Here is an 18,485-nt window from a genome sequence, read left to right as displayed (position 1 = left end):
ATAAACATTTGAAGTGAAAGCACTGGACGAAACCTCCAATCTTGTATCCGATGGTGCCCGTAGATAAAATCGAAACAGATCAACTCCCTCCTTATTCAGGTCCACACCATGAAATGTCAAAAATGCAGCAAGTCAGCGACGTTTCACATCACCGACCTTACTGGAGACGGATTGCTGGCCCTGCATCTGTGCCCTGATTGCGCGAAACATTATCTCCAGCCTGAAGTCGAAGATACCGAGACGCCGAAGATCACGGGCGTGCTTTCCGATCAATTGAAGTTGGAACAGACTGCGGAAGAGTTGCAGGAGCTTGATTCCAAAAAATGTCCAATTTGTGGCATCTCTTTTGGGAAGTTTCGCCAGGCAGGACGACTCGGATGCCCGCACGACTATGTGTTCTTCGGAGCAGAACTGAAACCGCTGCTTGAAAGCGTTCACGGATCGACCGAGCATGTTGGCAAACGTCCGCAACGCGGCGCCTATGACACCGAGTCGCAGACCGAGTTGATTCGACTGCGAGGGGAAATGAAGCTGGCGGTATCAGAAGAGAATTACGAGAAAGCTCAGGAGATCCGGGATCGAATACGATCGATCGAAGATCAAACCTGATTCGAAACAACCTGTTGTTGCCATTTTGCAGCTTCAGCTGAATATATTTTTGGGATGCCAACATGGAAATCGATGACCTGGCTTCGACCAGTGGCGAGTGGCTTCGCGGAATTGGTCCGCAGAGCGACATCGTAATGAGTAGCCGAATTCGACTGGCTCGAAACCTTGCGGATTTCCCGTTCATCCGACAGTGCAACGATATCGATCGCGCCAACATCGATTCAACCGTGCGCCAACGACTTGGCAGCAACAAAGCGCTGCGTGATCTGACGTTCATCGACGTCGCGACCCTGGAAGCGCTCGATCGCCAGTTCCTTGTAGAACGCCAATTGATCAGCCGCGAACATGCGAACTCCGATGGCGCCCGCGCGGTTGCGATTGATGGTCAGGAACAGTTGAGCCTAATGGTCAACGAGGAAGATCATCTTCGTATCCAGGTCATGAAAAGCGGCCTGGATCTGGACGGAGCATGGGCTCAGATCAACGAACTGGACGATCAGATTGAGCAGCAGTTGACCTATGCTTTTCACGAGCAATTTGGCTATTTGACGGCTTGCCCGACCAATGTTGGCACCGGTATGCGAGTCAGTGTTCTGGTTCACTTGCCAGCGTTGGTGATTACGAATCAGATCGAGAAAGTGTTTCGCTCGCTGCAGAAAATCAACCTGGTCGTTCGCGGTTTGTACGGTGAAGGCACTCAGGCGATGGGCGATTTTTATCAGGTTAGCAACCAGATCACGCTGGGCAAATCAGAAAAGGAATTGATCGATCAGGTGGGTGACGTCGTTCCCGTTGTCATCGACTACGAACGTAAAGCCCGCAAGTTTTTGATCGAAGAAGACCAAAACGAATTGTTTGATCAGGTCAGCCGAGCGTACGGGATGCTGCAAACAGCGCGGCGCATCAGCAGCGAAGAAACGATGCACTTGTTGTCCCGCGTTCGAATGGGCATCAACCTGGGATTGATCGGCGATCTGGAGATTCCCCAGGTCAACGAGCTATTCATTCAAACCCAGCCAGCTCACTTGCAAAAAATTCACCAGTCCGCTCTTTCGACGGACGAGCGGAATATCGAGCGAGCCAACTTTCTGCACCGCAACCTGAAATCGCAGGACAACTGATCGCATTAGGCGACAGCACCACCTGGCGGTTACTCGCGCGGCGGTTTCGCCTCGCGAATCACAGCGCCATGCTCGTCGCTGATGATCAAGATCGCGTATTCGGCGATTCCGTCCAGCGAACGATTGCTTTGAGTCACGTAATCGAACCGGCCACGCAAATCGGTGTAGCCGTCTTTGTGGAATTCGACATCGCCGTTTGCTCCTTTGGCAAACACCTTCACGTAAGCCTTGCTGATCGGAGCGTTCGCTTCCGGATCGGTTAGCAGCACTTGGCCGTAGGACTCGATCACCTGGACTTCCATTGAGTTTGCGTACCAGGTCTTCGACGCAGAATCATCACCAGCAACGACTTCGACCAGAACGTTTTTGTTGTCGAACTGCTCCGGCAATGGGAACTCGTACGTGCCTTTGGATTCACTGTCTACGAGCGTGACTTTCTGCGACAGATTCGGGCGAATCATTGAGAATCCATCGATCTGGTCACGAGCAAACGGATTGGCACTGAACAGGAACTCGATATCCATAACGTAGTAGTTGATCGTCATCTCGGTCAAATTTCGCCACTCGACCGAGCCTTTGCCGGCACCACGTTTTTCACCTGATGACGTGATGCGGAAATCGAACCCTGGTGCCTTTGACGCCAACAAGTCTTGCTGCTGATTGCGATCTTTTTCGTCAACAAGGTCAATCGATCCACCTTTGATTTCTTCGACCATCGCCACAACATTTTCGAACTTGCTTCGCCAGCGATCGACAGGATAGTCGGTCCACTTTTTGGCTTTGGCCATCGCGTCGTCGGGTTTCTCGCGATACAAATCCAGGTAGGCATCGCAGTAGGCGTACGGCATCGCCTCGACGACTTCTTTCGATTCAATCCTGGCGAACTGATTCATTGCTTCGTAAACTCGATCCTGCAGCAACAGGAAATAAGTCACCACAAGGCGATCGTCGCCATCGAGTTCTGCGTGGTGACCAAGAATCTGCGTCAGCTTTTCATACTGCTGATGAATTCGGCTGTTAAGAATTTTTTGCGTTACCCCAAGCTGATGGGCTCGAGCATTCACAAGTGGAGAAAATTCATGTTGCTCGTACCAGTTCCGTACGAACGGATCGATCGTCAGCAGCTCGGACTTGAAGCTTATTCCGCAAAGGCTCGTCACACCGTCGGCGTGTTCCAGAAACTCGGAAATCGCGTCCGCTTCATTGTGTTTGACGCCGTAAGCCCACAACGTATGGTCGTACCGGCAACGGTTGCGAAGCGTGTCTGTCGCCCGTTTGAAGAACGTCTTGTCTTTCATACGAAACGCGATCTCTGCCGGATCGATTCGCTGCACATTTTCACGATTGAGAAAATCGATCACATCGTCTTCGGATCCGTTCTGCGAAACGTACTCCCAGGACTGCCTATCGACGGACGCCGGTTGATCCACAACATTGAAATCGCGATTCTCGGCGACGGCTAAAACTTTCACGTCACTGGATACATGAGCCGGATAATGCGTGAATTCGCCAGGGGCCGGGAAGTAGAAAGCGTACTCGACTTTTTGAGTACTGAACGCGTCAAGCTGCATCGAAATCGATCGCGTCTGTTTTGATCCCGCAGCGGGCATCGCTCCACGAGGAATCTGCAACAGCACTTCAATCGCCATCGGAGTCGAAGTCGGATTCGTGATGACAACCTCGGCTCCGTAGAGCACGTTGGCCAGAAAGTTACCTTCGACGAATCTGTCGAACTGGATTCCGTCCTCGTATCGGTGGCGATCGTTGCTCTGAAAGAAGTTTTCACTGACAAAAACCGTGGTGCCGCGCCGATCAAACTCGGCTTCGCGATTTTGCTGGTGCAACACGATCATCGGGCCATCGGCCGTGATCGTCAGCTTTCCGTCGGCGACTTCGACTTTCTCGTTGACGTCGCTCATCGGCAAATCCAACACCGCCAGAGCAAACATCATTTCAGTGAAGTTTCGATTTGATTCCGCGAACCACTGTGATGCAAACGAGCCGCCTTCGTGATTGGCGTAGTCTTTCCAGAATTGATTGACCGTAACCAAATTCTCATTCTGGGCCTCTGGCAACAGTTCGTAGTAGTTGTTCTCGATCCACTCGCGAGTCGGCTCAACGCGGCGATAGAGCTGTCGAACCGAGATGTCCTTTCTGGCCTCATCCCAACCCGGAATAGCTTCTTCTTCCACTGGCACTTCGACAGAATAGGCATGCTCCCTTCCGTCGACGTTGCGGGTTCGGGATTCCGTCCGTTTTTTGGGTCGGGCACTCGGCTGGCCTTTCCTCGCAAGCTTTTCACGCACCTCCAAGCCAATCGAAGTTGTTCCACGTCCCATCGACATCGCGCGTTGCGGACTTTTCGCGATACCGCCGAACTGTTTTCCAGCGACCAGTGGGGAAGAAGGTACAGGAACGCCAAAACTGTCTTCGAAGCGAGCCTGGGCTTGGACTTCAAGCATCGCTCCGTCCATGTCGTCGTCCAGTTCGGCAAGTGTCTGGCCCTGCAGTTGGCGTTGCGAGAGCATCTTCATTCTCGAAAAGTCCTGGCCTTCCAACGATCGCGACATCAAAGAGAAACGGTACAGTTCGTCGTAGCGGCTTCGCGGCGTCGGAGCCAGATCGTACAACTCGGCGATATGCCTGGCCAAGTCTCCTCGACGCTCGTCGTATCGCTGCGAAAGCAGAATTTTCTCGACAATATTGAGTCGAGCAAAATGCCATGGCTCAAGCCACTGCGTCAAATCTTCTTCCAACAACCATTGGTCAAGAAACGTTCGCTCCCGCTTGTTGAGAATATGTTTGCGGACGACTTCCTTGAAGAATTTTTCGTCCTTCTGGTAGATAAAAAAGTTCAATTCATGGCAGGCAAACTCGGAGTACAGGCCACGTTTTTCCTCCGGAGTTTTGCTGGTCCAATCGAGCACAAAGCTGAATTTTCGCAGCTTCGCCGCGGCGTTACCGAAACCCTGATAGAGCCCGTAAACGTCCGACAGTTCATCGTACTGCTGAAACTGTGCCGAAAGGATGTCTTCGATGATCAATGAATCGCCTTTCTCGAGCACATCAATCTGGCGAGCCTGGCGATAATGTTTCTCTGCATCCAACGCGTTGACCAGTCGTTGATCAACTGTTTTGAAAGACCTTGGCTGTCGCAGAACTTGCGTTTGAGCCACCGAAAACAGATCGACTACAACGATTCGGATCGCTTGGGCGTTTCCAATTTGATCGCTCGTCAATTGGATCTGGCCATCTTCATCTGGCTGGACGTTCAATATCGCATCCTGTCCTCCGCCGAGGAAATCCAGATTTGAAAAACCGTTGTGCTGGGAACCAGAGGCACGGCCACCGTGCCCGCGAGAGGCGGCAGTTGATCGATCGACGCCGGAGTCTCTGGCGTCTTCGCCTTTGGCGGCGGACTGTGATTTGTTCTCAGTGTCCTGAATTGCCCAAGGGTTCATCAACAATGATGGACGTTCCAGCATGTTGCCAGGAAATCGCGGCGCGTAGCGACGATTGAGAATGTACTGATACTCTTCACCGATTTTGCGGCCCGCCATGTAAGCGGATTTTCGAATCGCCGGCGACAGTTTCCAGGGCTCGGGACGGCGAATTGAATTCAGGTCGTCAAACGGATCAAACGCGTTCAAATAACGGACAGGGAAAACATGAACCCGGGTTGAGTCCGTCACGTCGGCAATTTGCACGGTCAGCTTGTCGTCTTCGATCGCTCCAGCGACTGCGAACGGCTGAATCGGCTGATGTTTCTGCAACAGGCGATGCTTGCCAACGATCGCCTCACCAGCCTGCGTCCCGGTGGCAACGCGAATGTTGATTTGCCGGCTGTTTGGATCCAGCAGGTTACTGCGAATGGTCAATCGATAGTCACCAGGTTCGAGATTTGCGATCTCAAGTTTGTGGTCGCTGATTTTCATTTTCGCAAAACAGTCGCGAACGTTACGACCACCGCGAGTCTCCAGCAGTGTCATCAATCGCGGGTCCAGCTCCATTGCCTGATCCGGAACCGGAAGGGCAAGCGTATCACCAGCGGCCAGATGATAGTTCGAAGCAAGATGCATTCGCGTAAAGTTTGGATTCCACCGCCGCACGGTTCCGTCGACCGCACTCGCTTCGATCCAATCGACGTTGCTCAAGTCACCGAGTTCGATTTGGCCTTTGTCGTCAGACTGCAAGTCGACGCTGACTTTCTGATTGAGCCCCGCGATGCCAAACTTGAATCGAACTGGTTGGCCTTCGCGGCGTTCGCCTGATTTACCAAGCACTTCGACGAACCAACCTTCTGCGGTTGGGAGCAAATGCAAGTCGAGAATATCTTTGGTGACATCAATCTGATTGATCGTGAATGACTCTGAGGCAGACAGCTTCCGTTCCTGCTTGAGCAACGTTTTCAGTTTTACTTCGAGTCGAAATTCGATTTTGTGCAATCGCGGCGGCACCAAAAACGTCGCGGTGGCTTCGTCTATTTCCGACACGGCAAGATTGCCAATCGTTTTGGTCGACGAAACACCGTCCAGTGACGTCGAAGTAATTTCCAGCTGGCAGGAATCAAGTCGTTTGAGCGGGATTGGATTTCCGCCGGCAACTGAAAGCGACGGACGAATGATGACCGTGGCTTCATTGTTCTGCGCCAGCGATTCGCGATTGACATGAAAGGCAGCCTGGAACGAGTAAGACTCTGAAACCGGCTGGAAAACTTGCAGACTGCTGAATTGGCCCTGCGAAACGATTGCTTGCTGAGTTCCTTTCCGTGTGGAAAACGGAACGCTGATGTCTCCGTCTTCATCGGCCGTATAGTTGCGACCTGCGATCGAAAGTGTTGCGTCAACGGCAATCGCTCCTTGCTCGTTGACAACATTGAACCGTTGGCCAAATGGTGTCACGCGGCCCACCATCTGCAAACGACCTTTGCGAACGAGAGCCCGTGAACTTTTGCCGCCGCCAATGAAATCGATCACATAGACGCCGCGTTGATTCAAACTGTCGAACGTGAAAGTGCGGCTCTTTCGCAGCAGCGGAGCATCATCGTACTCGTGAAGCTGTTCTTCATTGGCCACCAATCCGTCGAGCGAAATGTCTGTGTCGACTTCACGGCCGTGCTTGAGGTAAAAGTTTCGCGTGTTGATCTCGAAGACCTTCACGATCAGCTTGTCCACGTTTTTGGTAAACAGCTTCAGTTCGACCGCTTCATCGACGCCAAAGTATTCCTGATTCGTGGCCGCAAAGTCGAGGTCAATTCGTTCCAGCAACGATTTGTATTGCTCAGGCGTCAACATCGCAGCCCACGTTTCACGATCGCCGTTTCCATACAGAATTTTGGCGGTCGCAAACTGACGTTTCAGATAGTCGGCTTCGAAATATTTCGCGAACGTTTTTGAATTCGCGGCCGGTGCCAGAAAGTGATGCAAGTAGTCCTGCACCAGATCTTCGTCGTTGTTGATGGGACGAAAACTTGTGAATTCCGAGTAGTTTTCGCCAAGGACGGCAATGTTCTGGCGGCGGACTCCATCAGTCATCCGGGGATTGATGTAGTGAACGTTGCGAGGCAATTCGAGGTACGCGATGAATCGTTTGCGATCCATTTTCCCTTCGCGTTGATCAAGTTCCAGCAAGCGATAGAGGACGCTGGCTTTGAGGCTGTTGAAGTTTGGATTCAGTTTGTCAACAAAGGCCCACAGGTCGTCCAGGTATTTGCGATAGGCGTCGGCATCGGCTCGAAGGTTGATATCCTCCGACGGCAGCAACCGAAGTAGAAATTCATTTACAAAATTTTGCTGTGACCTGAGCTCTGGAACAAGTTTGGCCAACTCTTCCAGTTGCGGTTTGGTCAACTGATTGTGAATGGTCAGACTTCCGAACCGGCTTGAGTCTTTCCCTTTGAGGTCTTTTGAAATCAGTTCAACGATTCCCGGAAACGTCGGATCCTGAATTCGCTTTAGCAGATCACGGCGTTGCCGCGTGTTGAGCGGCCTGTCGACCAGATAATAAAGCCCTCGGTCATTAAAACTGCCCAGCCCGTTCGAGTCCCGATTCAAAAACTTCGCCATCAGCCTGGCAGGGTCAATCAGTCCGGCCGCGAGGGCTGTCGGTAAATCTTTTTGCGCCTGCGGAATACGCCGTTGGTGGCTGAAGTCGAGGTTCAGCTGATGAATCAAATGATCGAGCGTTCGTGTTGGGTCTTCGCCATATTTCAAAAGTGCCTGGCGATTCTCGATGACTCGGACTTGCTGAGTTTTCCCGTGGCGTTTGGTCCAACGCTTGAGCAGCGAATCCACTTCGTCCAACTGCTGCTCATTCTGAGCGTGCAATGCGTGAAAGAAGTAGTAGTCTTCGCTTCCAGGCACGAGTTTTTCAAGCGTTTTTCGGCGATCATCCGAAAGCGCAAATTCTTCCCAGAACGAGATTTCCTGGGCTCCAGTTTCTGCAGCGAGAGCAATAAGCGTCATGAATCCGAATGCCAGAAGAGAAGTTAGCCAACGCATAATAGAGACCTCAATTGTATGGGCGACCGGAGTATGACGGACCGTGGCGGGATAAGTTCCCCTGGGATTAACCTTCACGATTGGCGGCCAGAGACTTCCCAAGGAATACGTCGAAGTCACATTATTGTTACAACCGAAGCCCGAAAAATTCCGATTTCGAACCAAAAACTGCGTAGAAGCCGGCCGTAGAGGCGCCAGGAATACAGCTGCGCATCGCATGTTCCGCAGCCAAGTCAATCTCACCCGAGAAGCAAACTCTCGGATAGACTTCGAGCCGACTGATACAACCCTACGGCAGCGCTACGGCAGCGCTACAGCTCTGCTTCCGAACGGAAAACGTCTTCGTCCAATTCGCCTTCCCACTTCGCGACGGTACAGGCAACGGCGATATCGCCGGTGACATTGGTCAGCGTTCGCATCATATCCAAAATCCGATCGAACGGAAAAATGAAAGCAATGATCGCGATAGCCTGCTCAGGCGGCACATCGATCACCGCCAGGACAGCGGTCGCCAGCAACAATCCAGCAGACGGAATTCCTGCCGCACCGATCGAAATCAGAGTCGCTGTCAGCGCCACCATTACGTAACCAGTCGCCGTCATCGGAATTCCAAGTGCCTGGGCAGCGAACAGTGCGATCAAGCCAAGATAGATCGCCGTCCCATCCATGTTGATGGTCGCTCCAAGAGGCAAAACTGAACCTGCAACAGATTTATCGACGCCCAAATTCGTTTCCGCACAGGAAATTGATACGGGCAACGTCGCGCTCGAGGACGCGGTCGAATAGGCGATACCCTGAGCGTCAGCGACGCCACGAAAGAATTGCTTCAGCGGCAATCGCAAAATGCCTTTTACGATCAACAGTCCGTATACGAATATGATTTGCAAAAGACAACTCGCGTAGAGCGCGATCGCCAACCACAGCAAGTTCGACAGAATGCCAACTCCCTTGGTACACATGACCCACGCCATCAACGCCGCGACGCCGTACGGAGCCAACTCCATTACCAGCATCGTGACCTTCATCACCACTTCTGCGGCCGCATCGAAAAATTTCCGAACGGGATCGGCAGCAGGCCCCACCAGCAGAATCCCAATGCCCACCAAAATCGAAAAGAAGATCGTCGGCAGAACTTCTCCTGCAGCCAACGCGGCGACTGGATTCTCCGGAATAATCTCCAACAACCGGTCGACGATACTGCCCGAGTCTTCGGCGGCTTTGAGTTTTCCCTGAACAGCAGCAGCGTCGTCAGCCGTTGCGGAAGCGTAGTCAACGCCTACTCCAGGACGCAGCAGAGTTCCCATCGCCAACCCCAGGGTCACGGCAAAAAACGTCGTCGCAAGGTACAAGGCCATGGTCCGCAGCCCCAATGAGCCCAGTTTTTTCGGGTCACCCATAGCGGTGACTCCGGAGACTAGCGTGGTGGCGATCAGCGGTATGATCAACATTTTGATCAGCCGTACAAACGCTTTGCCGAAAGGATAGATAATATGCTCGCCAATGTATTCCGCTCCCGGAACTTTGACTTCTTCACCCTTGACCGTGGTCGTGAATTCCGGAATTGGAATCGCGTATCGCAACAACAACCCAACCCCCAACCCGAAAACCAAACCGATTAGCACGCGTTTCCAGAGCGTAATTGACTGCCAGGCTTTGAACATCGAGGACCTATGATCGGAGTGAAATTAACTGACTAAATCGTAATCCAATTCAGCCGTCGAGTCGAACGTTCGATGACGCTAGGCGTCTCGCGCCGGATCGTCGTGACCATAAATCCCCTTGAACTCCTCTGCGGGATATTTCTCCCGGTTGCGTTTCATCTTGTGCTTGAACGCGTCAGCAATATCGATGTTCATTGTGTTCGCGAACGCGATGCAATAGGCGACCACATCGGCAAGCTCCTCTTGCACCTGTAACTTTTTCGCATCGTCAAAGTTGTCGACCTCTTCTGCCCGGGTCCACTGAAAATGCTCCATCAACTCAGCGGCTTCAATCGCGATCGACATGCAAAGATTCTTCGGCGTGTGGAACTGCTCCCAGTCCCGTTCGTCAGCGAATTGATTGACTTCATCCTTCAAATGCTGAATCGTCGTCGTTGAATCTCCCATAGCGTTTAGCCCAATACTTCTTTCAGTTTCTGCAATGAACGCGTGATCAAAACACGAGTCGCCCCGTCGGATTTACCAATCTCGGCCGCAATTTCCTTGCTGGATTTCCCTTTCGAGTAACGAAGCTCAAGAACCTGTTGCTGAGTTTCGGGCAATTCTTTCATGGCCTGAATGAGCCTGAACTCTTTCTGATGACGCGAAAATGCACGACTGGGTGAGGTGATACTGGCGACAAGCAAGTTCACCAGGCCAACATCGTCATCGCTTTTCCCATGGATTCCTGTCTCGCGTGAGGAGTCCCGTTTTCCTGCCGCGAACTTACGTTGCTGGTCGATGATGCGCCGATCTGCGATCTCGCACAACCAACCGAACGGGCCTGAATCGGAGATTTGAACTTTGTCCAAACTTTGCAAAGCCGTGGTACAGACTTCCTGAAAGATGTCTTCGGCTTCAACTTTCTTGCGAAGCCCCGGCCCCATTTTACTGAGGATCACCGCCAGCAAATCGAAGCGGCGAAGCTGAAAGAATTCGGCAAGGCTTTCCCTGTTCCCCCGGGCGATCTCATCGACAAGTTTCTGCTCAGCGGAATCAGTCATCGCTCATTTTCCCAGAGAAAGCGTAATTTCTTCTGCTGTAAAAGCCCGCGGGCCTCGTCGCATTTTCCGTCCGTTATTAGAGCAGATGCCTGGTCGAGAATGGCTTGGCGTTCGGCGTCGCCTTTGAGTTTTTTTCTGGCCAGGTAGACCGCGAGGGGCAGTCTCAGATCTGCGACGCTGTAATCCGAATCAGATAAGAGTGCCGACTGTAAATACTCAAGGTCGCGATAGCCGTTTTCATGAGTCGGCTCGATCATCGTCCCTTCTCCGTAATCATTCCAGGTCGCAATCTGCACGATCGGAGACTTGCTCTCAAGAGCCCGTTCAAATGTATGCCGCATAGTCTTTCCGTCGTTGTGAGCGATCGAACCATGAGTCGCCTGAACGTCTGCGACATCGTAGATGTCAACGAACCCTGGAAACGCGATTGCCACATAGGATTCGGGATCTTCACGAGAGTAAAGTTGATCGAGGTATCCGTTCCAGGTTTCAAACGCAATCGGCTTGCCACCCCAGGCGGGCGCCCAACCGAAAACACCATCCAGACCGTACTTTTCCTGAACGTGCGGCAAACTGTAAATCGCAGGCTGATACCTCAGGCCTTTCCGCAACTCTGACCACTGCTCTTTTTCGAAGTATTGCGGGCCAAAGACGGCCAGCAATGGGCGTCCGTCGATCGTCGCGTAAAGTGGATCACCAAACCAGTTTTCATCCATCCACTGAAACGATTCTTTGCCGACAGAAACCGCGTCGTCGGCGCGAACGGTTTTCTGGTTGACCATGTGTTTAAGCGTTTGATCTTCATAGCAAATTGCGTACTTCATTCCGGCTTTGCGAATATGCTTGATCAGATGCACCGTGTTTCGGTGAAGCATTGCGTAGTCGTTCGCATCTTTGGTTCCGTACCAGTCGATGATGACGCCATCAAATCCCGCCAGCTTCATTTGTTGCACATGGCATTCGAGCAATTTTGGATCGTTGGAATCGTAAAGCCCTGCCAGAGGATGATAGTGCGAAGCGATTTTCGGATGACCGTCTTCGCCAATGGCGTCGGGGTCAAACTGATTCATGGTCCAATGCCAGCCCCATTTTCCACTGAATTCTTGGGACTCAAACCACGGCATGTAGTGAGCCAGTATCAATGGCTCGCTTTGACGCGCGGCGGGCTCATCACCTTTCGCAACGCCGCTTGAAACTTCAAGAATCGCGAAGACGACGAGTGCCAACAGCAACGAACTGCAAATGCGAAAAACCTGAGTCATGGTAAATGCCGGCAATGGAATTTGTCGAACGTGAATGGAAAGACGTTATCCTAGCCTGAATGGCCGTTTCCGTCTCGGACGTTGAAGTCGTTCCGGCGTCCGTGCAAACAGGTACAATCGGAGCAGCATCATCCTGCGAACCTTGGCCGACCTTCATGGATCATCACGATTCAAAACCAGAACCGTTCGACACTGACGCTGCCTGGGATTTTCTGTCGGACCTGATCGACAAGTTTGTCACGCAGTGGGAGTCCGCACCTCCGGAGCCCAATTTTGCCGACTTCGCGGACAGGATTCAGGATATTCGTAACGCTGAGTTTCGCAGAATCGGCTTGATCGAGTTGGTGAAAGTCGACTTTGAATTTCGCAGCGGGGACGCATTTCCGTGGCGTGATCTTGCGTTTTATGTTCAGCAATGGCCGGAACTGGGATCCGAGTCTGAACCGCCGGGCGAATTAGTGGCTGAACAGCGTAGGCTCCGGCCAACGCAATCTGAAACAGGGCAGGGCGTCAGAAAAGCATCCTTGCTGACGGACCTGGAACCTGACTCCACACACACGCTCGCCGTCCACCGTTCTCTGGACGCTCATAAATTCTGCCCCGGCGACTCGGTTGATGACTTTGACTTGCTGGCTCAACTTGGCCGCGGCGCATTCGCGACCGTATTTCTTGCTCGACAAGTTTCAATGCAACGGCTTGTTGCTCTGAAGATCTCCGCTGACGAAGGCCACGAAGGCCCGACGCTGGCAAAGCTGAATCATTCCCATGTGGTTCGCGTTTTCGACCAACGCACTTTACCTGAAAAATCGTTGCGGCTGATGTACATGGAGTACGTTGCCGGTGGATCGTTGGCGGATGTAATCGCTCAGTCAAAGCTCCAGAGCCGCGAACCTGATTCAGAGCTGTTCATCGAAGTGCTGGACGAGAAGCTTGCCGAAGCAGGGAATTCGGCGCCAATCGAATCAACGAATCGGGACTGGCTCGCAAAAGCAGACTGGCCAAAAGTGGTAGCGAAGATTGGAACCCAACTCGCTGCCGCGATCGAGTACACGCATGGGGAAGGCGTGTTGCATCGCGACATTAAACCGGCAAACATTTTGCTGGACGAACACGGCCATCCCAAATTGGTTGACTTCAACATCAGCTTTGGCAATGAAGTCATCGGGGCCACGGCGGCAAGCAGTTTTGGCGGAAGCCTGAGCTATATGTCGCCTGAACAACTGGAAGCTTTCAATCCCACGCATCAACGAACGGCTGAGGAGATCGATGGCTCTTGCGACGTCTATGCCTTGGGCGTCACGCTGCATGAATTGCTGTCGGGGCAACGACCTTTCGAGGACGTCAGCAATTGCGAACCGATTGTGATGATCGAACGAATGCTGGAACAGAGAAAACAGGGTCTCTCGGATCAGCAAATCTCAGAACTGCTTGAGGCGGACCATCTGCTCGGTTTGGCGATTAAAAGCTCGCTATCCGCAGATCGAAATTCGCGACCGAAAATTGCGTCTTTGAAGAAACAACTTCGCTGGACAGCAGATGACCAGGTCAGCCGATTCCTGCAACCGCCCGAATTTTCATGGACCGACTGGCGGGCGGCCGTTTGCAAGTATCCGTGGCCCTTCATTCTGGCAATCGTCTTTGGAGTTTCACTTTTCGCGACGCTATATGTGATTGAATACAACGCTGCCGAGTCGGTTTCAACCGAGGATCAGGCTCTGTTTCTCAACACTCGGCAAATGATCAACCGCACGGTTTATCCGATCGGTCTGGTGCTGCTGATCGGCCTGTTTTGGAGAACGCAAAAGTTCCTGCGTCAGGAAGAACAGCGAGTCGACAGCGACATGACCGAAGGCAACCAACTCGACGCGGCCGTGAAAGCCAACCTGAACTTCGGCCACACCGCCGCGTTACTTTTCTTCGCCCTGTGGACCGTTTGCGGAATGCTGTTTCCGATCCTGCTTTCGATCCAGGGAGCTGACTTGAAAACGTCGTCGTGGATCGATTTCCCGCTGTCGCATTTCCTCGCTGGTTTGATTTGCGGCGCGTTTGTCTTTTTCGGATTGACGATGCTCTCTGTCGTCGCGTGGCATCCGCGGCTTATGATGGCAGCGTTGAATAGCGGCACTCAGATCGAGTTCAAAAACTGCCTGAGCCAAATCCGTACGAGGACTTATTGGTATCGCGTCATTGCGATCGGGGCACCGCTGGTTGCGATCGCCACGCTGGTCAACTTTCGCACTTCAAACACGTTCGCCGTCAGCTGTCTGAGCATTGCAGCCATCGTGGGGTTGGTCGCGATGGCCAATGCGCTCCGGCAGATTGGACGGTCACTCGATCTACTTGAGCGTTGTTGATTCGGCACTTGCCGTTCGGGAAACGTCACCCATGAAGCTCAACAGATCGCTGACTTGCTGCGGAGTAAGATCGTCGATCGATCCGACAGGCATTGGCGAAGCGGCGACGGCTTTCATGTCTTCGACTTCATCGGATTCGAATCGAACACGATCTCCGTTTGCAAGCAACACAACGATCGACTCATCGGTGTCTTTGGCGGTCATGCCTTCGACCTGACGACCATCAGCAAGCTGCAAAACGCTGGCTCGATACCGATCAGCTACGTGAGCGTTTGGGTTGACGATTGCCTCCAACATTTCACGCGTCGAAAATCGACTGGCCAGGTTCGTAAGCTCGGGCCCGATCGCGTTGCCGGTTCCACTGCAGCGATGGCATTTTGCACAGTTCGCGGTTTGGAACACAGTCTGGCCTCTCATCGGATCAGCTCCGTAAGTGGTCTCCAGTCGATCCAACATTTCACCAGTCGAAACTGAGCTGCCGGTGACTTCATCGCCAGTGATAATCGGTTCGCCTTCCGGGAAGTTGGTCTCGTACCACTGCTTCCAGTCGTTGAGAATCGACTTCCATGGCTTGCCTTCGGTTGGCAGATTCGTGCCCGACCAATGTTCCAACAGACGAACCGTCTCGCTAACTCCATCTTCGCGAAGTCGATAGCCCAGCGAAATCACGCTCTGATAGTACTTGGCGTCGCGAGGTCGACGGCGAACGCTAACAAGCTGACCAAGCACTTCGGCTCCGGTCATGTCGTCCAACGAATCGATGCTGCTGACAAGATAGCCCCAGTTGTCTCCGTCTGGTTGCTGGGCAAGCCCCAGGGAAATTTCACTGCGGCGCTCGGGTTCCTGCGTCCACATTTCACGCATGTATTCCATCGAATCGACGTCGCCACTCTGTGCCAGAACCGCGACGATACCGGTTCGCAGGTGTTCAATTGACTGACCTTCACGATCCTTGATCGCCGTGTCAATATTTCTGATCTGCCTGACAGTTCCCGAATCAAGGTGCCGCGGAAGCAGGAACAAAGTCGCCAGAGCCGCGTCAGTCCACTGATCGCCGTTCTCGAGAATCGTCGGGATCTGGTCGGCATCAATCGTCGCCGTGATTTCACGAATGCCACGGCGAACGTAAGCCATGTCTGCGTCAGCGCCGGCTGCGGCTTTGAGTTCTTCGAGCGTTTTGATGATGCTGATTTTCGAATTTGGTGGCAGCGTTCGGCCAATCGTCTGCATCAGCATCGCGACGTGAAGCTTGTCGATGTCAGCAGTCTCTTTCGACTCAAGATACGTTTCCAGGCGACCCTCCAGTCGACCGTTCTTCATGTACGCCAACAGTCGCACCAACTCCTGGTTGATCAACGAATTGCCAGACGGAAACTCGGTCGCGATCCGATTCGAAAAGGCAGGAATTTTGGAAGGATCGACGTTGCCCCGAACCATAGCCAACTCGGCGACGCGAAGCATATCTACAAAGTCCGCATCGTTGACGAACCCGTCCATCATCTTGCTGATTCGCGCCAAAACCTTGTAGCTGTTTGGCAAACTCGGATCTGCGATCATCAACGCCGCAGCACCCTGAATGAAAACGCGTGGCTCTTTCGTCGAAAGGATCTCACCCATCCATTCGAAGCTCGGAATTCGCTCCAACAGCCGCCGGGCGACCAGAGCCTCGTTGCGATCGTAAGATTTCAGCATCGGAACCAGAGCCTCAATCGAAGGCCGGGTTTTCTGGCGAAGCGCTGACTCCGCGGCCTTGCGTCGAACCATCGCGTTTCCATCAGCCAACAACGCAAGAATCAGTTTGTCCGAATTGTCAACGATCCCACACATGCGAGCGACCGCGGTGCGAACTTTTGGATCAGAATCTTCCGCCATTCCTTCGAGGAACTCGGGAGTTGGACTTGGGCCATACAGCACCATCAAGTCCATCGCGCGAATTCGATACTCGGCTGGATTGCGCGACTCCGTTGCCACGCCCAGAATGGACTCGTTCCAGTCCTTCCCGATTTGACGTCGCAATCGAGCGATCCGCTGCCGTCCCCAGGCCGAACCCGGTTGCGGCTGTCGGATCACGCGAGCCACATCGCTATCAAAGTCCTGCATCTCGTCAGGCACTTTGCCTTTCCACGAAATTCGATACACGCCGCCTTCGGTCCCACGTCCACCAGTACAAAAACAGAGTGCGCCAAACGGATCCACCGAAAGGTCGCAGATGTTCATCGGTTTGCCGGTCGCGAATGTTTTGACTTCGCCAACGACACCCGCACCACGCGTTTCGGTTCGCATCGACAGAATACGACCTTCGGACCAGTCCGCAAAGAACATGGCACCCTGATATCGCAGTGGGAAATTGATGTGCTGATAGAGCGTCGCACCGGTCGGTGATCCACGTCCGGTTTCCACAACAGGAGGCACCTGATCGAGGAAGTGCATCGGGAATTTGGCCCAACCACTTCGCCAGCCAAAATCTCCGCCAGCGACCGCGTCAAAGATCATCGTCGGACGATACCAAGTCGTGCCGCGATCTGTTTCCATGTCGCTGTCGTGGAAAAACAGTTGGCCGTTTGAATCAAATACAAGATCGTAGGCATTGCGAATTCCGCCGGCGACGATTTCGACACGCTTGCCGTCAAGCGTTGAACGGATGATCGTTCCGCCAGGCGACTTGACACCGACCGATTGACCGTTGGGATCTTCGAAGCGCGGAACAAGGTCGCCTTCGTAAGCATGTTTGAACGGGCTCGATCCGAAAATTCTTCCCTTGGCGGCGGTAGCGTTGCCAAGGATCACGTACAGCATTCCGTCGTTGCCAAGCTGAATGCCGTGAGCCCCGTGCTCGTTGGGCTGGCCCGTGAACTCGACGATCGTGTCGAGGATGGTTACCTTTCCGTCTTTGTTTCCAAGCAAGTACAAGGCCTGGCCGTCGGGACCATCGCCAGTCACGTAGACTTTCCCGTTGAGCGGCAGAATGCCCTGAACCGCGCTGACTTCATCGCAGTAAGTTCGTACACGATTCGGGTCGCCGGGCTGAAGCGCCGGATCGGCAATCAACAACGGTCCGCCTTCCTGTGAAAGGTAGATACGCCCGAATTCATCGTACTCCATCGCAACCACAGAGCCCGTTTCCTCGTCGGTCAGGATTTGATCGATTTGAAACTCAGGATCGATCGAAAAGCGTGACTCAGTATTGGCGACGACTTCTGAACCGGCTTCAACTGAATTGGTTGTGTCCGAAGTTTCATCTGTTGAGTCCGTGACAGCTTCCACTGCTCCCTGATTGAGGCTGATGACTTGCTTGCCGTTGGAAGCGGAGGACTTTGATGCGACCGACGCGGAGTTCCCCAAGGAGAGAATTCTGGCGGGAGCAACTTCGTAGGCGTTGAGCCAGGCCAAATCGTTGAAACGCGAGTCCTGCCAATCCTCGACCAAACGAGTGTACGTCTTCCAGGTGTTGTTCGTGACGAGGCTGCGATAGCGAATTTCATTTTCTTCTTTGACTCGCAACCGCAACGCGAGGCCTGGTGCTGATCCGTCGACGTAGCGAACCTTGGCAGCGATCGTGTTGATGCCCGCCTGAATCTGCTCGCTAACATCAAGCGTCGTTTTCGTTCCCCACGACTGGCCTCGAGCGATCAATTGACTGTTCAGATAGATCTCGTACTCATCGCCGGCCGAAAGATGCAGCTCTGCTTTCTCCGGATTGATCAGCGAAAACCGCTTTCGGTAAAAGACTTCGGCTCCCGAGTGACCCGCGGTCGGGACGTCGATTTGAGGCGACCATAGCCGGGAAGCTTCCTGGGCTGTCGACGTCGATGCAGAGCAGCAAGTCACTGCAACCAACAGGGTCACGATCCGCATGGCAATGCGACCGAAACGGGTTTTGCGGCAGATGCTTGGGGTTAGATCATCCATGATCCACGAGCCTTTTGAAAAGGTTG

General features: G+C 53.1%; 9 protein-coding genes. 3 read left to right on the top strand and 6 right to left on the bottom strand.

The annotated features are described in order from the left end of the window. The first annotated feature begins 108 nt into the window (after positions 1-108). On the top strand, positions 109-609 hold the full coding sequence (locus tag MFFC18_RS02035) for a UvrB/UvrC motif-containing protein (protein ID WP_075084810.1): 501 nt from the start codon (positions 109-111) through the stop codon (positions 607-609). Positions 610-671: 62 nt separating this feature from the next. Beyond that, positions 672-1,730 carry a protein arginine kinase gene (locus tag MFFC18_RS02030; protein ID WP_075084811.1) on the top strand — a complete coding sequence of 353 codons (1,059 nt, stop codon included), beginning with the start codon at positions 672-674 and terminating at the stop codon, positions 1,728-1,730. 29 nt (positions 1,731-1,759) lie between these two features. Here MFFC18_RS02030 and MFFC18_RS02025 read toward each other — a convergent pair whose 3' ends face one another. From MFFC18_RS02025 to MFFC18_RS02005, 5 genes are all read right to left on the bottom strand, one after another. Then, on the bottom strand, positions 1,760-8,230 hold the full coding sequence (locus MFFC18_RS02025; RefSeq protein ID WP_075084812.1) for a hypothetical protein: 6,471 nt from the start codon (positions 8,228-8,230) through the stop codon (positions 1,760-1,762). Between the two features lie 311 nt (positions 8,231-8,541). Continuing rightward, positions 8,542-9,891 (bottom strand): dicarboxylate/amino acid:cation symporter, encoded by a 1,350-nt coding sequence (locus MFFC18_RS02020; RefSeq protein WP_075084813.1) that lies wholly within the window; start codon positions 9,889-9,891, stop codon positions 8,542-8,544. Between the two features lie 78 nt (positions 9,892-9,969). Beyond that, positions 9,970-10,338, bottom strand: a complete 369-nt coding sequence (locus tag MFFC18_RS02015; protein ID WP_075084814.1) for a nucleotide pyrophosphohydrolase — start codon at positions 10,336-10,338, stop codon at positions 9,970-9,972. A 5-nt stretch (positions 10,339-10,343) separates the two neighbouring features. Beyond that, positions 10,344-10,934 (bottom strand): RNA polymerase sigma factor, encoded by a 591-nt coding sequence (locus MFFC18_RS02010; protein WP_075084815.1) that lies wholly within the window; start codon positions 10,932-10,934, stop codon positions 10,344-10,346. Then, complete coding sequence (locus MFFC18_RS02005) at positions 10,931-12,196, bottom strand: glycoside hydrolase family 71/99-like protein (RefSeq protein ID WP_075084816.1); 1,266 nt, start codon at positions 12,194-12,196, stop codon at positions 10,931-10,933. The genes MFFC18_RS02010 and MFFC18_RS02005 overlap by 4 nt, the downstream gene beginning before the upstream one ends. 59 nt (positions 12,197-12,255) lie before the next feature. Between MFFC18_RS02005 and MFFC18_RS02000 the strand changes: the two genes are divergently transcribed. Next, positions 12,256-14,550 (top strand): serine/threonine-protein kinase, encoded by a 2,295-nt coding sequence (locus tag MFFC18_RS02000; protein ID WP_075084817.1) that lies wholly within the window; start codon positions 12,256-12,258, stop codon positions 14,548-14,550. On the opposite strand, the gene MFFC18_RS01995 is transcribed toward MFFC18_RS02000, so the two are convergent. Continuing rightward, positions 14,533-18,459 carry a c-type cytochrome gene (locus tag MFFC18_RS01995; protein WP_084417157.1) on the bottom strand — a complete coding sequence of 1,309 codons (3,927 nt, stop codon included), beginning with the start codon at positions 18,457-18,459 and terminating at the stop codon, positions 14,533-14,535. The two genes, MFFC18_RS02000 and MFFC18_RS01995, sit on opposite strands and share 18 nt — an antisense overlap. Positions 18,460-18,485 lie beyond the last annotated feature (26 nt).

The sequence above is a fragment of the Mariniblastus fucicola genome, from assembly GCF_008087665.1.
Classification (GTDB): Bacteria; Planctomycetota; Planctomycetia; order Pirellulales; family Pirellulaceae; genus Mariniblastus; species Mariniblastus fucicola.
Note: the sequence above shows the minus strand (reverse complement) of the source record. Positions and strands in the feature narration are given on the sequence as shown.

What these genes read in the sequence shown, in the direction of transcription:
- MFFC18_RS02035 (WP_075084810.1), top strand. Translation starts at nt 109, where the DNA reads ATGAAATGTCAAAAATGCAGCAAGTCAGCGACGTTTCACATCACCGAC.
- MFFC18_RS02030 (WP_075084811.1), top strand. Translation starts at nt 672, where the DNA reads ATGGAAATCGATGACCTGGCTTCGACCAGTGGCGAGTGGCTTCGCGGA.
- MFFC18_RS02025 (WP_075084812.1), bottom strand. Translation starts at nt 8,230, where the DNA reads ATGCGTTGGCTAACTTCTCTTCTGGCATTCGGATTCATGACGCTTATT.
- MFFC18_RS02020 (WP_075084813.1), bottom strand. Translation starts at nt 9,891, where the DNA reads ATGTTCAAAGCCTGGCAGTCAATTACGCTCTGGAAACGCGTGCTAATC.
- MFFC18_RS02015 (WP_075084814.1), bottom strand. Translation starts at nt 10,338, where the DNA reads ATGGGAGATTCAACGACGACGATTCAGCATTTGAAGGATGAAGTCAAT.
- MFFC18_RS02010 (WP_075084815.1), bottom strand. Translation starts at nt 10,934, where the DNA reads ATGACTGATTCCGCTGAGCAGAAACTTGTCGATGAGATCGCCCGGGGG.
- MFFC18_RS02005 (WP_075084816.1), bottom strand. Translation starts at nt 12,196, where the DNA reads ATGACTCAGGTTTTTCGCATTTGCAGTTCGTTGCTGTTGGCACTCGTC.
- MFFC18_RS02000 (WP_075084817.1), top strand. Translation starts at nt 12,256, where the DNA reads ATGGCCGTTTCCGTCTCGGACGTTGAAGTCGTTCCGGCGTCCGTGCAA.
- MFFC18_RS01995 (WP_084417157.1), bottom strand. Translation starts at nt 18,459, where the DNA reads ATGGATGATCTAACCCCAAGCATCTGCCGCAAAACCCGTTTCGGTCGC.